A 15,428-nucleotide genomic window follows, 5' to 3' on the forward strand; every position below is an offset into this window, starting at 1 on the left:
CACGATCAGCAGTTCACCGTTGCCGATCAACAGTCCTCGTCTGACCCGCGTGAGCGGCGCGAGGTTGACGCTTCACAGCCAGCAGCCCCGCAAGCGGGGTCTCACAGTCGGCTCCACGTCCGTTTAGAGTCTCCGGGCCACTCCCGGCGACCACCAGTTCGGCGAGGTTCCGTGCGGCGTTCTCATCCCGGTCGAGGGCCATGCCGCACGTCTCGCAGGCGTAGATCCGGACTCGCAGCGGCAGCTTGGCTTTCACCGCGCCGCAGCCCGAACAGGTTTTCGATGACGGGTACCAGCGGTCGGCCGTGACCAGCCGGCCACCGTTCCAGGTGGTTTTGTAGGTGAACTGGCGGCGGATCTCCCCGAAACCGGCGTCGCTGACCGCGCGGGCCAAGCTCCGGTTGCGGACCATACCGGCCACGTTCAGATCCTCCACCACGACGGTGCCGTACTCGCGGGTCAGCCGGTTGGTCAGTTTGTGGATGCCGTCCCGGCGCAGGTTGGTGACCCGGTGATGCGTCCTGCCACGCGCCCGGTTGGCTCGCTCCCACCGTTTCGACGCCCGCTGACCGGTGCGTCGGTCCGGGCCAGCCTTGCGCGACGCCCGCGCGGGAGAGTCGCCGTAGCTTCCGTAACGCCGCCGCGAGGTGACGCGGGTTGTCGACCACCTCACCGGTGGACAACACCCGGTCGGCCGCGGCACGCCGGCCATACAGGCGGGCACACAGACTGGTCAGGATCTCCGTCATGTCGCGCACCAGATCGTCGTCGACCTCGCCCGGGTCGGCTACGGGCAGCCGGCGGCCATGGGCGGCCAGCGACGCTTCGACATACTCGGCACCGAAGCGCGCAAACCGGTCTCGGTGCTCGACCACGATCGTTGTGACAGCCGGGTCAGCGAGCAACGCCAGGAACTTCTTTCGTTTCCCGTTCAGCGCGGACCCGACCTCGGTGACGACGCGGCCGACGGAAAGACCCTGCCTGGTCGCCCATTCTGTAACCCGTGCGACTTGCCGGTCCAGGTCGGCGCGCTGGTCGGCCGACGAGACGCGGGCGTACACCACGATGGACCCGGCCGGGCCGGCGGACGCGGCGGTGTCGACCATGATCGTGCCGGATGGCAGCTTGCGGACGGGTACTGGCATGGTCCCCTCACGGACCCACCGGTACGCGGTCTGCGGGTGCACGCCGTTGCGGCGCGCCCATTCGGCAAGCTTCACAACTCGATGCTAGAACTCACGTTCGCTCACGTTCGCTCACGAAACCAGCTACAGATCGGAACCCCATGCGGACCCTGGTGATCGTGGATGGCGCGAACGTGGTCGGTTCGCGGCCGGACGGGTGGTGGCGCGACCGCCACGGCGCCGCCGTTCGGCTGCGCGACCAACTGGTGGCGGTGGCCCTGCGAGGGCTGCCGGACGTCCCGCCACCGGTCGAGGTGGTGCTGGTCGTGGAGGGAGCGGCTCGGGGGGTGCCGTCGGTGCCGGAGGTCCGGGTCGCCGCCGCGCCCGCCTCGGGTGACGACCTGATCGTCCGGCTTGTGACCGAGCAGCAGACCGCCGACCCGGAGACCTTCGACGCCGTGGTGGTGGTGACGGCGGATCGGCAGCTGCGCGAGCGGGTACGCCGGTGGGGAGCACAGGTACGTGGCCCGCGCTGGCTGACCCAGCCCTGATGCCCGACGAGCTGTCGGACATCTGACCGGTATTCAGACTGAAGACCTGATTCGCGGTACGCCGTTGCGCAGCTCACGTTGCCACCGGTCGCTATGGTGGCGGCACCGAACCGCCGGCCCGTCCGCGACAACAGACAGCCGGGCAGCAATCGCCCACCGGCGGTAAGCTCTAATAGAGCCTTCATCCCCTCGAGGAGGTTTCACCCGTGGCGAGTGTCGCCGAGGTCAAGTCCGCCATCGAGGCCGCGATCATGCAGGTGTCCGAGAGCCAGGCCGCCGTACAGGCCGCCAGCGAGAAGCTGGCCGAAGCACAGCAGAGTCTGGCGGCGGCGTTCGAAGGCAGCGGTCACGAAGCGGTCGGGGCCGCGCAGGCGGCGCTCTTCCAGGCCAGCAGCGAGCTGGAGGAATGCCTGGCGGCCACGCTCGCCGCCGTGGAGCAGGCACAGACATACAGCGCGACGCTGTAGCCACGCGATGTCCCTCGTCCACGACCTCGCCGCACGCGTCCGGGCGACCGCCGACGACCTGCCCGTCGGACACGTCGCGCTGGCTGTCGAGCGACTCCGGGCGGCCACCGAGTTGCTGATCTGGGTCCGCCAGGAGTCGAGCGATCCGATGGCGGTACCCCAGCTGACCAACGCGACCGAACACGCCGAACAGGCCGGGCACGCCATCCGGGTGGCGCAACAGTCCGTCACCGACTACCTGGGGGCTATCGGAATGGGCGCGGCCGCCCCGGCCGGACCGGACGACACCTGGCGTACCGCGCTCCGTCCCGCCGAGCGCTCAGACCCCGCCGACCCCGCCCGGACCGGCGCGCCGGAGCTCGGCAACTGGTGGGCGGCCCGAGTGGCGGAACTGACCGACCGACCCGCCGGTCCACCCACCTCACCGGCGGCCGGTCCGCCCGAGTCACCGGCCGCCACCGACACGACGGAACTCCTGCGACAGGTCGCCCACGCGGTCCGCGCGCAGGACCGGGCCACCTTGCACCGCGACCTCGCCGCGGCGGCGACCCCGACCGGCCTCAACCTCGCCGCGGTGACCCCGCCGGTGCTGCACCGGCTCGCCGGTGACCTCCTCGACCACGAACCCCGCCCCGAAGATCTCCGGCGGTTGGCCACGGCGGCCGGACGGCCGGTCCGCGAGCTGCTGCCCGGGATGCCGGAATCGGTGTTGGACACGCTGCTCGCCCGGATCTGTCGGGTGCCGCCCGAGCACCGCCGCGACCGGGACACCGCGCAGGCGGGCCACGACCGACGCACCGACCCCGACGAGGACGTCCCACCGCATCCGGCCGACGCCGCCGTCGCCGGCGCCGTCCTCACCGGAGTGCTGCTGCGGCTCCTCGACCGTGAGCCGCAGACCCTCCGTGCCGACCAGCCGCAACCGGTCCGGGGCCGGGATGCCTGACGCGCGGACCGAGTTGGTGCTCGCCGTACGCCGGGCCCTCGGGCACGCCCGAGCCGCCGCACAGCACCGGCTCGAGACCATCGAGGAAGAACTGGCCGCCGCCGAGCAGCATCTGAAACGGGTTCGCCGGGCCGCCGAGCAGGTACCGCAGCGGGCCGGCGCGCACCGCGACCAGCGGCTCGCCACCCTCACCGAGCGGTACCAGCAACGGATCGCGCAGGTCGCCGGAGAGGCGGGCGCGGCAGCGACCGCCGTGGCACCCGGCGCCGCCATGGCCGGCTGGCCAGACTGGCGACCGACCCCGGCCGGGCGGACCGAAGCCCCGGGAATGGCCCGGATCGGTTGCACCGGAGTGACCGGGTCACCCACCGTCCCCGCGTTGGTGCCGCTGCTCGACGACGGCCACGTCGCGCTCGACGGCGACGACCGGATCGGCTGCGACGCCGTCGTCGCCACCCTGCTGCTGCGGGCCCTCGGCCGCGCCGTGCCAGGGGCGGTGCGGCTGACCGGTTACGACCCGGAGCAACTCGGCGGCGGACTCGCCGGCTTCGCCCCGCTGGCCGGCCCGCGGCTGCTGACCTTCGTCGGGCCGGGAGGCCTCGGCCGACACCTCGACGACCTGGTCGACGACATCCGCCGGATCAACGAGACGGTACTCGCCGGCGAGTACCGTTCGCTGCGGGAACTGGCGGCCAGCACCGGCCGTCGTCCGGAACCGTGGCGGATCGCCGTACTGCTGGGTAGCCCCGGGGAGGAACTGTCCCGGCACGAACGCGCCCAACTCGACCGGATCACCCGGGCCGGCGCGGCGTGCGGCGTACACCTGGTCGTGCGCGGTGTCGAGCTGCGGGCAGGACCGACGGTGACCACCGTGTCGGTCTCCGCCGGCACCGCACGGGTCAGCGGATATCCCGCACTGCCGGTACGGCTGGACCCGCCGCCTCCGGCGGAGCTGATCACCCGTACCTGCCGGGACATCGCCGGCACCATCTCGGCCGGACCGGTTCCGGCCGTCTTCGGCGACCTGCTGCCGCAGCGGGAGTGGACCGAGGACGCCACCGGCGGGCTCACCGCTCCGGTCGGCGACAGCCCGCAGGGCCGGCCGGTCGCGGTGACCCTGAGCGACTACCCGCCGCACGCCCTCATCGGCGGCCCGTCCGGTACCGGCAAGACCAACCTGATCTACGCCTGGATCGGCGCGCTCGCCGCCCGCTACTCCCCCACCGAGCTGGAGTTCTATCTGCTGGACTTCAAGGAGGGCGTGTCGTTCGCCCGGTTCGCCCCCGGTCGACGGGACCCGAGCTTCCTGCCGCATGTCCGGCTGGTCGGCGTCAACGTCAACACCGACCGGGAGTTCGGACTGGCGCTCCTGCACTTCCTCGGGGCCGAACTACGGCGCCGCGCCGACGCCGCAAAGCGTCACGAAGTGACCAAGCTCGCCGAACTCCGCGCGGAGGATCCACAGGGCCGCTGGCCACGGATCGTCGCGGTGATCGACGAGTTCCAGGTCCTGCTCGCCGGAAACGACGCTCTCGCCAGCGAAGCCGCCACCCTGCTGGAGGACCTGGCCCGACGCGGACGATCCCAGGGCATCCATCTGATCCTCGCCTCACAGGACGTCTCCGGCATCCAGGCGTTGTGGGGCCGCACCGCCCTGATCGCGCAGTTCGCGCTGCGGATCGCGCTGCCCAAGGCACGCCGGATCCTGCCGGAGACCAACAACGCGGCCGACGGACTGCCCCGCCACCACGCCGTGGTCAACGCCGAATCCGGCGCGATCGAAGCCAACCGGGTGGTCCGGATCCCGGCCGCCAGCGACCGCGACACCTGGCACGAGCTGCAGCACCGACTCTGGCGACGACGTCCGGAAGGGCTCTCCCCGCCCCGGCTGTTCGACGGTGACGCCGTACCACGGCTCACCGAAGCCCCCGACTACCTGGCGCTGGCCGGCACCGACGGCGGACCGCGCGAGCCGGTCGCGCTGCTCGGCGAGACGATCGACGTACGGGCGGGATCGGCCCGGCTCGCCCTGTCCCGGTCGCCCGGACGCAACCTGGCGGTGCTCGGCACCCGGGCCGACGAGGCCTGCGCCCTGCTCGACTCGGCCGCCCGTTCACTGGTCCGGCAGTACCCGGCCGGCACCGCCCGATTCGATCTGGCCTGCCTGGATCGTGACGCCGAGGCGGCCGCCCGGGACCTGCACGCGGCCCTGCCCGCCGGGACCGGTCTGTACGACCTCGACACCCTGCCCGGACTGTTGGCCGACACCGGGGACCGGCTCGCTGCGGACGACCCGGGCAGGCCGGCACGCCCGCACTTCCTGGTGCTATACGCGGTGGACGCGGCGGCGACCCGGCTCACGGCGAAGTTCGACGGACGCAGCGGGCTGGACCGGCTGCGTCGGATCCTGCACATCGGCCCGGAACGGCACACGCACGTGCTCGGCTGGTGGCGCGGCGTCGCCCGGATGCGCGACGACCTCGGCGGGGTGGGTTCCCGCACCGACCAGATCGGCGCCTGGGTGGCGTTGGATGTCCAAGGCACCGAGCTCGGTCCGCCGCTGTACCCCCGGGCCGGCGGCCCCGCCTGGTATCCCCGGCCATGGCGCGCGTTGTTCTTCGACCGGACCGTGCACCGCAACGCGGAAGTCATCATCCCCTACGGACCGTCCTGATGTCGGGGTCCTATCCGGCGTTGATGCGCCGCTTGGCGGAGCTCGCGGCGGGCCTGCAGGCCCGCCGCGACGAGGCGCAACAGTGGTACGCCGACCGGTTCGCCGCCGCTGAGGCGGCGGTGGCCGAGGTGGAGGCGGAGCTGGCCACGCTGCGGCGGCTCCACGCGGCGGCGAGCAAGGAAGCCGAGGACGTGGATCGGGAGGCGGCCGCGATCTGGGCCGAGGCGAGTCACCGGTTCGGTTCGGCGGCCAGCCGGTTCGTCGGCCCGCCGGTGCCGCCGCCCGGCTCCGGTGTACCGGACCACGAGCCGGAGCACTGGCTCACCGCCGCCCGGCAGGTGTTGGGTCGTACGGCCGAAGCCGGCCCGCTGTCCTCGTCCGGCTACCCGGTACTGGCGTTGTTCGGCGTCCTCGGCGCGGCCGCCGCGTGGGGCCTGGCCACCGCCGGCCGGATGGCCGGAGAACGGTACGGCGGCGACCTCGCGGTCGGGATGCCGGTGATCGCGCTGGTGGTCACCCTGCTCGGCCCGTTCGTCGGGCTGGGGCCGGCCAAGTTGCTGGCCGACCGCCGCCACGCCGTACTCGACGCGCGCACCGGCGCGATCGTCGTGGCGGCCGGCCTGCTCACCACCACGATCCTGCTGGTCCTGCTGCGGTGAGCCCCGGGTGGTCGGCACGCCACGACGGTCGGCGAACCGGCGGTCGGCGACGACCGGGGCACTCGCACACCACGATCGTCACCCGACGTCGGGGACCACGACCGCCTCTCGGAGCAGCCGCCGGGCGAGGACCAGCCGATCGTCGTCGGTGTCCAGGCCGGGCAGATCGCCGACGCGGATCCGGTCCGTTTCGAGCGCCGCGCGCAGGGCCAGCGCGCACTGGCCGGGGAAGCTGACCGTCCGGTCGAAGATCCGCAGTGCCACCCGGCCGTCCGGCTCGGGTACGAGTCGCCATCGCAGGCCGTCCCGCCGGCGGAGCGTGTCGTCGACGGTCAGGACGGCGATCCGCTCGGCCTGGGCGAGTGGCCGAAGCGGTGCGGGACGCGTCGCCGCCCAGCTCCGCTGCCGCAACCGGTCGGCGACCTCGGCTGGACTGACCGTCGTCAACCAGTCCCGCAGTGCGTCGACGGCCTCGGTCAGTTCGGGCTCCAGTTGACCGGTGTCGGCGACGTCCAGGCCCAGTGGCAGCGTCGCCCGCAGCCGGCGGTCGTCGACCGCCAGGTCCAGGAGCGTCTCCACCACCGAATAGCGGGTCAGCGCCCGTACGCCGACGGTCAGGTGGATGGAACTCTCCTGCTGGGCGGCGGCGCTGTGCAGCCAGCCTCGGGGCAGGTACAGCGCGTCGCCGGGTTCCAGCACCACGTCCACCGCCGGCTCGCCGTCGGCCCGGCAGGCGACCTCGTCGGCCCGCCCCGACCAGGTGTGCCGGGGCAGCGGATCGACCAGCACCGGTTCGTGAATTCGCCAGTGCTTGCGGCCGGCGACCTGGAGGACGAACACGTCGTGGGTGTCGTAGTGGGTCGCGAAGCCCTGGTTGCCGGCCGGGGTCAGGTAGGCGTTGACCTGCAGCGGCTGGCCGAGCATGCCGCCCAGTTCCCCGGCGAAGTCGATGATCGGCGGCCAGATCCGGTGCAGACCCTGCAGCACCAGAGTGGCGCCGTCGGCGTACTGCGCCAGCAACCGCTCATCGAGAACCTGGTCGGCGATCTCCGCGCCGGCGCCACCGCTGCCGGTGTACGCCGACTCCGGTACGAGCGTCCCCTCCCGCGCCACCCGCAGGAAGGGGACGCGGAGCCCACGTCGGCTGAGTAGCTCGTCGGCGGCGTCGGAGTCCAGCAGGTCGGTGAAGCCCGCCGGACCGTCGAGGTCGGCTGCGCGCGACACCAGCGGTGCCCGTCCCCAGTAGGCGGTGGCGAACTTCGCGGGCTCGATTCCGACGCACCTCGCCAGCGCCGGACGGTTCCGCCCGCCCGGCGCCGGGGTGGTCACCGTCGATGGCGGTGCGGTCATGTCCGTCGACGTGGTGCCCGTCGCCGTCGCGGCTGTCAACGCTTGTTGGCGCCGCCGTCGGCACCACCGTCGCGGCCCGCCGGGTTGGCCCCACCATCGGCCGGACCCTCCTGGGACTTCGGACCCGCGCCGCCGTCGGCACCACCGTCGCGGCCCGCCGGGTTGGCCCCACCATCGGCCGGACCCTCCTGGGACTTCGGACCCGCGCCGCCGTCGGCACCACCGTCATGGCCCGCCGGGTTGGCCCCACCATCGGCCGGACCATGGCCGGCGGCGGTACCGGTGCTGCGGATGTCGTCGTCGTCGAGTTTCATGCTGCCCCCTGCGGTTGTTCGACGCCCGTCGTACGCGACGGGGCGATCGTGCCCGCAGTTCCTACCCGGGCCGGCCGGCCACTAACCTCGCGGACGTCACGAACCAACGGGATGCCGGAGCATCCGGATATCGCCCGCACCGGGTTATGGCGCCCGCCGCAGGTAACGGCTACCCCGTGGCTACGAGACCGGTACGGACCGGGTGCGTACCGGTCGAGCGGAGGCGCGGTCCGCTGCGGAGAACGGCTCACCGGTCCCGGTACGGGGCGCAGCTGTCGCGGACCACGAGCTCGGTCGCCAGTTCGACCCGTGGGGTGTCCAACGGCTCGCCCTGGGCCAGCCGCAACACGGTACGCGCGGCCAGCAGGCCCATCTCGGCGAGTGGTTGGCGGACCGTGGTCAACGGCGGCGAGGACCACCGTACCTCGGGTAGGTCGTCGAACCCCACCACGCTCACGTCGTCGGGAACCCGCAGCCCGCGCTGGCGCAACGCCTCGTACGCGCCGAGGGCCATCTGATCGCTGGAGGCGAAGATCGCGCTGGGCCGTTCGTCGAGGTCGAGCAGGGCGTTGGCCCCCTCGAAGCCGGATTCGTGGTAGAAGTCGCCGGGCACGATGTAGTCCGGACGCAACGGGATGTCGGCGGCCTCCAGCGCCGCGCGGTAGCCGTCGAGCCGGGCCCGGCTGCACAGCAGTCGCGGCGGGCCGGCGATGAACCCGATCCGGCGATGCCCCAGCGAGATGAGATGCTCGGTGGCGCGCAGCCCGCCGGCCCAGTTTGTCGCTCCGATGGTCGGGATGTCCAGGCTGGGTACGCCGGCCGGGTCGACCAGCACCATCGGTACGTTGAGTCGTCGCAACTCGGTGTGCAGCGGCGGGGCCAGTTCGCTGGTCACCAGGATGACGCCGTCGGTGGCCCGGGTACGCAGGTTCTGCAGCCACTGCCGGGTCGAGGTGGAACGGCGGTGGATGGCCGAGACCACGGTGCCGACGCCCGCCGCGTGGGCGACGTCCTCCACCCCACGGATGATCTCCACGGCCCACGGGCTGTCGAGGTCGTTGAAGACCAGGTCGATCAGGCTGGCTCCGGATCGTGATCGGGTCGCCCGTCGACGGTAGCCGTGCCGTCGGAGCAGTTCCTCGACCCGTTCTCGGGTCTGCGGCGCGACGTCGTTGCGACCGTTGAGTACGCGTGAGACCGTCGGTACGGAGACGCCCGCCTCCTGGGCGATCGCGGTGATCGTGATCCTGCGTCCTTCGTCGACCGTCACGGCAGCTCCTTCGTCGAGGCTCCAGCGTAAGACCGGGACAGGTCCAGCCTGAGACCGGGACCTGCCGGGCCCGGAAACCGACAGTTCCAGCCTGGGGCCCGAATTTTCCGGAGCCGATCTGGCCGGACGCGCGGGAGCCCACCTGCCATCTTGCCTGATCCGAAAAGCGCTTGGCGGCCCGGCGGGTCGGTGTCACCACCGAGGGGTGGACCTGGACCGACCCGGCGTGTCGCTGACGTGTTTCGGAATCACCTGGTCGCCGGCGGGCCGGCAGCCGCTGAATCGTCGCGGCGTCACGGGGTCGTCGCCCGGCGCAGGTCGGGACGAATCCCGGCAAGTTGTAGGGCGGCACGACTCGACGAGACCGCAAACTTCCGGAAACATGTCGGAATACACGGCCGTTCCGGCCCGCAGGTGTGCGATCTGGCCGGGGGTGGCTCCGATCGACAGGAGACTCGGGTGAGCAGCAAGGATGACGCCGTGGACGGCAGCCGAACCAGCACGGATCCGGCCGAGCACCCGGATGGTCACGCCGCCGCGACAGCGACGAGCAACGGCTCGGCGTACGCCGGCACCGGCGAACCGGTACCGGTCTGGCGAGACCGCACCATGCCGGTCGAAGAACGGGTCTTCGACCTCCTCGGCCAGATGTCGCTGACCGAAAAGGTCGCCCAGCTGTACAGCTTCTGGATGGGGGCCAACGCGAGCGTCGACGACATGGCACCCCATCAGCACGATCTGGTCGACGACTCGGTCGACTGGAGCGACCTGCTGCACACCGGACTCGGCCAGTTGACCCGGCCGTTCGGCACCGCGGCCGTGACACCGATCGAGGGCGCCCGGGCGCTGGCCCGGCTACAGACCGAGATCGCCGCCGGCAACCGCTTCGGCATTCCGGCCCTGATCCACGAGGAATGCCTCACCGGGTTCATGACGTGGGGCGCCACCGTGTACCCCACACCGCTGGCCTGGGGAGCGACCTTCGATCCGGAACTGGTCGAACGGATGGCCAACCGGATCGGTGCCGACATGCGGTCGGTCGGGGTGCACCAAGGGCTGGCCCCGGTGCTCGACGTCGCCCGCGACCCCCGCTGGGGCCGTACCGAGGAGACGATCGGCGAGGATCCGTACCTGGTCGCGACGATCGGTACGGCGTACGTGCGCGGGCTGGAGTCCGCCGGCATCGTCGCGACCCTCAAACACTTCGCTGGATACTCGGCGTCGCGCGCCGGCCGCAACTTCGGCCCGGTCGCGGTCGGCCCGCGCGAGTTCGCCGACGTCCTGCTCCCGCCGTTCGAGATGGCGGTACGCGAGGGCGGCGCCCGTTCGGTGATGCACTCCTACGCCGAGATCGACGGGGTCCCGTCGGCGGCCGACGGCGGTCTGCTGACCGATCTGCTTCGTGGCCGGTGGGGGTTCACCGGCACCGTGGTCGCCGACTACTTCGGCGTGTCGTTCCTGGAGCTGCTGCACCGGGTGGCGGACGGCCCGAGCGAAGCGGCGGCTCTGGCCCTGACCGCGGGGGTCGACGTGGAACTGCCGGCGGTCCGGTGTTTCGGCACCCCGCTCGTCGCGGCGGTACGCAAGGGCACCGTGCCGGAATCGGTGGTCGACCGAGCCGTGACCCGGGTACTGCGGCAGAAGTGCGAACTCGGGCTGCTCGACCCTGACTGGGATCCCACGCCACCGATCCTGGCGTCACCGGCCCAGACGTCGGCGGACCGACCCGTCGACCGGACGGCGCTCGACGGTCCTGACAATCGGAAGCTGGCGCGCCGGCTGGCGGAGGAATCGGTGGTCCTGCTGGCCAACGACGGGACTCTTCCGCTGCCCCCGGAGGCCCGCCTCGCGGTCGTCGGTCCGCTGGCCGACGACGTCACCGGGATGCTCGGTTGCTACACCTTCCCCAGCCACGTCGGGACCACGCCCGCCGGTGTGGATGACGACCTGGGCATCGGTACGGTCCTGGCCGGGCTCCGAGTCGAGTTGCCGCAGGCCGTGATCGAGCATGTCGCCACCGGCGGTGTCGATCTGCAGGACACCCCGAGCATCGTGGTGGCCGCCGACGCGGCGGCCCGGGCCGGTATCTGCGTCGCGGTCGTCGGCGACCGCGCCGGCCTGTTCGGCAACGGCACCTCGGGAGAAGGGTCCGACGCGGTCGACCTGGAGCTGCCCGGTCGCCAGGGGGAGCTGATCGAGGCGCTCGTCGCCACCGGCACCCCGGTGGTGCTGGTGTTGCTGACCGGGCGACCGTACGCGCTCGGCCGGTACGCCGACCGGCTCGCCGCGGTGGTCCAGGCGTTCTTTCCCGGCGCCGAAGGCGGCCGGGCCGTCGCCGGCGTCCTCGGCGGCCGGGTCTGCCCGTCCGGTCACCTGCCGATCGGGGTGCCTCGGACCGCCGGCGGACAACCGGCCGGCTACCTCAGCCCGCCGCTGGGACACCGTACCGAGGTCAGCAACATCGATCCGACTCCGTTGTATCCGTTCGGGCACGGCCTGTCGTACACCACGTTCGAGTGGTCCGCGCCGCAGATCGACGGAATCGACGTGCCCGACCCGGATTCCGGCGGGGCGGATCACCCGGCGTCGTGGCTCGACACCCGGCCGACCGAAATCGGCACCGACGGCGCGGTCGACGTGTCCATCCGCGTCCGCAACACCGGCACGCGGGCCGGGACCGAGGTCGTACAGCTGTATCTGCACGACCCGGTGGCCCAGGTGACCCGGCCGGTCGCCCGACTGATCGGGTACGCGCGGGTGCCCCTGGAGCCGGGCCAGGAGCGCCGGGTCGACTTCACCGTTCCCGCCGACCTGGCCGCCTTCACCGGCCGGGAGGGCCGCCTCGTAGTGGAACCCGGAGACCTGCACCTACGGCTGGCCGCGTCCAGCGAACGGACCGTCCGCCAGGTGTCGATCCGACTGGTCGGCCCGTATCGGCAGGTTGATCACCGTCGACGCCTCACCTCACAGGTGACGGTACGGTGACCGTGGTGCGCGGCCGCGGCCCGTACCGGTCGGGGCGGACGCCCCACCGGACGGCGACGGCTGCCGATTCGTCATCCGGCCAGCAGGCCCCGCAGGTCCGCCGGCAGGTTGCTGTGCACGTCGTCCCATTCACCCGCGCTGACGTGCCGGCGCAACACCTGGGTCACCGCTTCGATGACCCGTACCGCTCCGCCGTCGACGTCGAAGCGGACGTCACGCCGTACCCGGGCGACGAAGGCGTCGCGGTCCAGCTTGACCGGGACCGACGCCGGCTCCCACCCTTCGTAGTACAACCCCCGCACGAGCAGCGGCAGCTGGGCGCCCAACTGCACCGCCTCGGTCACCGGAAGTCGGTCACGCAGCGCGTGCAGGACCGCGGTCAGCGCGGCGTACGACTGGTGTCGTCGCTGGGCCGGCCACCCGAGAAGCTGGTCGATCTCACCGAGCATCCGGTTGGTCTTGTCCACCGTCGCGTCGACGGTGGATAGCTGAGCGGTGGCCATGGTGGCTCCCCCTGTTCGCGGGTCGGTCGGGTCCTGGGGGGCAGGCATATCGTGGCAGCACCGTGGATGAGCGGCGGTCGCCCGTACCGGGTGACCGCCGCTGCGGGTCGGCGGACATCGCCCGGCCGGGATGGCCGCCGTCAGGCGACCCGACGCTCGCGCGACTGTTTGCAGGCGACGCAGGTCGTGGCCGATGGATAGATCTCCAGCCGCTCCACCGGGATGGGTTGGGCGCACCCTTCGCACCGGCCGTAGTCACCGGCGGCCAGTCGGGCCAGGGCATGCTCGAACTGGGTCCGACGTTCCGCGATGGTGCGGATCAACGACTGGGCGGCGTCACGCTCGGCGGTCTTCGTCCCGCTGTCCGCCTGATCGTCGCCGGCGGTGTCGCCGCCTTCGATGAGCCGTAGTACCTGGCTCTGCGCCACCGCCTGCTCGTATTCCGCGCTCAGCTCCTGGTAGCGGTGGTGCAACGCGGTCCGAATCCGGCGACTGTCAACAGCGGCCGGCTCCGGTTCGGCCGTGGCCAGCACCGCCGTCTGGACGGGGGTGTCCACCTGTTTCCCCGCATCGTGCGTCAGCATGCGCCCATCCCCCTTCGATCGAGTACGGCGGCCCGCCGACGCTTCTGCCAGCCAGCGGTCCGCCGCGAAGATCGGCCTCATACCCCGGGCGTCGGGGCGGCAAACCCGGCGGTGGGCGACGACTTCAGCCCGCCCGGTCGATGGTGATGCGCACGTCGTCGGCGAGCCGGTAGCCGACACCGTAGACGGTGGTGATCAGTGGCGTCTCGCCGACCTTGACCCGGAGCCGACGGATGTGCACGTCGACGGTACGGACCCCGGTGTGCTCGTAGCCCCACACCGCGGCGAGCAGCTGCAGCCGGGTGAAGACCCGGCGTGGATTCTCGACCAGGTGCAGCAGCAGGTCGAACTCGAGCCGGGTCAGCGGCAAGGGCTCGCCGTCCAGTAGCACGGTCCGGGAGGCGACCATCACATGCAGCGCGGTGGCGGTCGTGGTGGCCCCGCGTCGGGGGTGGTCGGTACCCGAGGTGACGCGGCCGGCCCCCCGCTCGGCTTCCACCGCGACCGTGTCCGGCCAGGGGTGGTCGGTGCCCGGCACGGTGACGGTCGCCTCGCCGCGTTCGACCAGTTCGCGGGCGGCGTCGAGCAGTCGGCGGGCGGTCGGGGTGAGTGCGTCCTCGCCAGCGGCGATCGGGATCGACACGGTCACGGTGACCATCGCCACCGCTGGGCCGCTCCCCCGCCGTGGTGCGCCGGGAGGACGAGAGGCACCAGACGGCGGTAAACCGGACCACCCGGCACGTGGCGAGGCAGGACTGACCGACATGGTCCTCCTTGGCAGGTCCGGCCGGGACATCTCCCGCCGTCAGGTACCCGTGGGAGCGACTCCCCGGTGGGACACGGCGACCAGCACCGGACACAACAGACAGGTGTGCACCGAACGGCCCCGTACGCACCGATGTTCCCGGCCGACGGGTCTGCGGTCAATAGCAGACGGTGTTGCGGGAATGTGATGATTGACAAACGCAACGTAATCGATTGCTCGCTCTAGATACCTGATCTCGATGCTATTGGCGACCGGGCAGGATGCTCACATGCGCGCAATCGTCGCCGGCTTCGCCGCGATCTGGTCGGTCACCCTGATCGGCTACCTGATCGGCCGGTACGACCTGCTCGGACCAGACGGTACGACCGTTCTCGCGCGGCTGACGTTCTTCGTCGCCACCCCGGCACTGCTGTTCGTCACCCTCGCCCGCAGCGACCCGACCGAACTGTTCAGCGGAATCTTCGCCGCCTACCTGGCCAGCAGCGTCGTGGTCGCGGGCGGCTATCTCGTCGTCGCGCGCGGCATCTGGCGCCGGCCGGCCGGTGACGTCACCATCGGCACGCTCGGCGCCTCCTACGTCAACGCCGCGAACCTCGGCATCCCGGTCGCCGCCTACGTCCTCGGCGATGTCTCCGTCGTCGCACCGGTGCTGCTGTTCCAGGTGCTGGTCGCCGCGCCACTGGCGCTCGCCGTACTCGACCTCGCCACGGGAGGCGGACGGCCGTCGCCACGACGGCTCGCGTCGCTGCCCGCCCGCAACCCGATCATGGTGGCGTCCGGGGCCGGACTGGCGCTGGCGGTCACCGGCTGGCGTCCCCCTGACGAACTACTCCGCCCGTTCGACTTGCTCGGCGCCGCCGCCGTGCCGTTGGCACTGCTCGCACTGGGCATGTCACTGCCCGGTAGCCGACTCCTGGCGTCCGGCGTCGACACCCGCGAGCGCTACACCGCCGTCGGGCTCAAGGTCTTCGGCCAGCCGATCGTGGCGTACCTGATCGGTCGCTACGGCCTCGGACTGGCCGGACCGGCGCTGCTCGCGGCAGTGGTCACGGCGGCGCTACCCACCGCGCAGAACGTCTTCATCTTCGCCACCCGCTACCGGCACGCCGAACGGTTGGCTCGGGACACGGTGGTGCTGTCGACCATCGCCACCGCCGTCACCCTGCTGCTGATCGCCGCCTGGCTGGCCTGAGCCGGCACCCCACTGTCGCGCCAACGACGGGGCCAGCGCCTCT

The 15,428-nt window shown here is 71.9% G+C and carries 14 protein-coding genes and 1 pseudogene; 7 read left to right on the forward strand and 8 right to left on the reverse strand.

Annotated features, from left to right (window positions below; translation table 11 throughout):
• Positions 1-13 precede the first annotated feature (13 nt).
• The gene (locus O7632_RS19475; protein WP_278116282.1) at positions 14-673 is read right to left on the reverse strand and encodes an RNA-guided endonuclease TnpB family protein; all 660 of its coding nucleotides are present in this window, start codon (positions 671-673) and stop codon (positions 14-16) included.
• A 16-nt stretch (positions 674-689) separates the two neighbouring features.
• Positions 690-1,220 (reverse strand): annotated as a pseudogene (locus O7632_RS19480) (IS607 family transposase); the annotation flags it as partial.
• Positions 1,221-1,285: 65 nt separating this feature from the next.
• Here O7632_RS19480 and O7632_RS19485 point away from each other — a divergent pair.
• The 5 genes from O7632_RS19485 to O7632_RS19505 all read left to right on the forward strand — a co-directional run bounded on the left by O7632_RS19485 (position 1,286) and on the right by O7632_RS19505 (position 6,421).
• Positions 1,286-1,675: a hypothetical protein gene (locus O7632_RS19485; protein ID WP_278116284.1), complete on the forward strand. Its 390-nt coding sequence runs from the start codon at positions 1,286-1,288 to the stop codon at positions 1,673-1,675.
• 206 nt (positions 1,676-1,881) lie between these two features.
• On the forward strand, positions 1,882-2,142 hold the full coding sequence (locus tag O7632_RS19490; RefSeq protein WP_278116286.1) for a hypothetical protein: 261 nt from the start codon (positions 1,882-1,884) through the stop codon (positions 2,140-2,142).
• Between the two features lie 7 nt (positions 2,143-2,149).
• Positions 2,150-3,088: a hypothetical protein gene (locus tag O7632_RS19495; protein ID WP_278116288.1), complete on the forward strand. Its 939-nt coding sequence runs from the start codon at positions 2,150-2,152 to the stop codon at positions 3,086-3,088.
• Positions 3,081-5,762 carry an FtsK/SpoIIIE domain-containing protein gene (locus tag O7632_RS19500; protein WP_278116290.1) on the forward strand — a complete coding sequence of 894 codons (2,682 nt, stop codon included), beginning with the start codon at positions 3,081-3,083 and terminating at the stop codon, positions 5,760-5,762. The genes O7632_RS19495 and O7632_RS19500 overlap by 8 nt, the downstream gene beginning before the upstream one ends.
• Positions 5,762-6,421 carry a hypothetical protein gene (locus tag O7632_RS19505; RefSeq protein ID WP_278116292.1) on the forward strand — a complete coding sequence of 220 codons (660 nt, stop codon included), beginning with the start codon at positions 5,762-5,764 and terminating at the stop codon, positions 6,419-6,421. Before O7632_RS19500 ends, O7632_RS19505 begins: the two co-directional genes overlap by 1 nt.
• A gap of 78 nt (positions 6,422-6,499) precedes the next feature.
• On the opposite strand, the gene O7632_RS19510 is transcribed toward O7632_RS19505, so the two are convergent.
• From O7632_RS19510 to O7632_RS19520, 3 genes are all read right to left on the reverse strand, one after another.
• Positions 6,500-7,771 carry a cupin domain-containing protein gene (locus O7632_RS19510; protein WP_278116295.1) on the reverse strand — a complete coding sequence of 424 codons (1,272 nt, stop codon included), beginning with the start codon at positions 7,769-7,771 and terminating at the stop codon, positions 6,500-6,502.
• Between the two features lie 35 nt (positions 7,772-7,806).
• Entirely contained in the window at positions 7,807-8,085 is a 279-nt protein-coding gene (locus tag O7632_RS19515; RefSeq protein WP_278116297.1) for a BatC protein, read from the reverse strand.
• Positions 8,086-8,332: 247 nt separating this feature from the next.
• Positions 8,333-9,355, reverse strand: coding sequence for a LacI family DNA-binding transcriptional regulator (locus O7632_RS19520; RefSeq protein ID WP_278116299.1), 1,023 nt, complete (start codon positions 9,353-9,355; stop codon positions 8,333-8,335).
• 459 nt (positions 9,356-9,814) lie between these two features.
• On the opposite strand from O7632_RS19520, the gene O7632_RS19525 reads away from it, so the two are divergent.
• On the forward strand, positions 9,815-12,340 hold the full coding sequence (locus tag O7632_RS19525) for a glycoside hydrolase family 3 N-terminal domain-containing protein (RefSeq protein ID WP_278116301.1): 2,526 nt from the start codon (positions 9,815-9,817) through the stop codon (positions 12,338-12,340).
• 71 nt (positions 12,341-12,411) lie between these two features.
• On the opposite strand, the gene O7632_RS19530 is transcribed toward O7632_RS19525, so the two are convergent.
• From O7632_RS19530 to O7632_RS19540, 3 genes are all read right to left on the reverse strand, one after another.
• Positions 12,412-12,843: a DUF2267 domain-containing protein gene (locus tag O7632_RS19530; protein WP_278116303.1), complete on the reverse strand. Its 432-nt coding sequence runs from the start codon at positions 12,841-12,843 to the stop codon at positions 12,412-12,414.
• A gap of 140 nt (positions 12,844-12,983) precedes the next feature.
• The gene (locus O7632_RS19535; protein WP_278116305.1) at positions 12,984-13,427 is read right to left on the reverse strand and encodes a TraR/DksA C4-type zinc finger protein; all 444 of its coding nucleotides are present in this window, start codon (positions 13,425-13,427) and stop codon (positions 12,984-12,986) included.
• A gap of 124 nt (positions 13,428-13,551) precedes the next feature.
• On the reverse strand, positions 13,552-14,076 hold the full coding sequence (locus tag O7632_RS19540) for a winged helix-turn-helix domain-containing protein (protein WP_278120199.1): 525 nt from the start codon (positions 14,074-14,076) through the stop codon (positions 13,552-13,554).
• Positions 14,077-14,461: 385 nt separating this feature from the next.
• Here O7632_RS19540 and O7632_RS19545 point away from each other — a divergent pair, with 385 nt between their 5' ends.
• Positions 14,462-15,385, forward strand: coding sequence for an AEC family transporter (locus O7632_RS19545; protein ID WP_278116307.1), 924 nt, complete (start codon positions 14,462-14,464; stop codon positions 15,383-15,385).
• Positions 15,386-15,428 lie beyond the last annotated feature (43 nt).

The sequence above is a fragment of the Solwaraspora sp. WMMD406 genome (genome assembly GCF_029626025.1).
GTDB lineage: Bacteria > Actinomycetota > Actinomycetes > Mycobacteriales > Micromonosporaceae > Micromonospora_E.

What these genes read in the sequence shown, in the direction of transcription:
- O7632_RS19485 (WP_278116284.1), top strand. Translation starts at nt 1,286, where the DNA reads ATGCGGACCCTGGTGATCGTGGATGGCGCGAACGTGGTCGGTTCGCGG.
- O7632_RS19495 (WP_278116288.1), top strand. Translation starts at nt 2,150, where the DNA reads ATGTCCCTCGTCCACGACCTCGCCGCACGCGTCCGGGCGACCGCCGAC.
- O7632_RS19500 (WP_278116290.1), top strand. Translation starts at nt 3,081, where the DNA reads ATGCCTGACGCGCGGACCGAGTTGGTGCTCGCCGTACGCCGGGCCCTC.
- O7632_RS19505 (WP_278116292.1), top strand. Translation starts at nt 5,762, where the DNA reads ATGTCGGGGTCCTATCCGGCGTTGATGCGCCGCTTGGCGGAGCTCGCG.
- O7632_RS19510 (WP_278116295.1), bottom strand. Translation starts at nt 7,771, where the DNA reads ATGACCGCACCGCCATCGACGGTGACCACCCCGGCGCCGGGCGGGCGG.
- O7632_RS19515 (WP_278116297.1), bottom strand. Translation starts at nt 8,085, where the DNA reads ATGAAACTCGACGACGACGACATCCGCAGCACCGGTACCGCCGCCGGC.
- O7632_RS19530 (WP_278116303.1), bottom strand. Translation starts at nt 12,843, where the DNA reads ATGGCCACCGCTCAGCTATCCACCGTCGACGCGACGGTGGACAAGACC.
- O7632_RS19535 (WP_278116305.1), bottom strand. Translation starts at nt 13,427, where the DNA reads ATGCTGACGCACGATGCGGGGAAACAGGTGGACACCCCCGTCCAGACG.
- O7632_RS19545 (WP_278116307.1), top strand. Translation starts at nt 14,462, where the DNA reads ATGCGCGCAATCGTCGCCGGCTTCGCCGCGATCTGGTCGGTCACCCTG.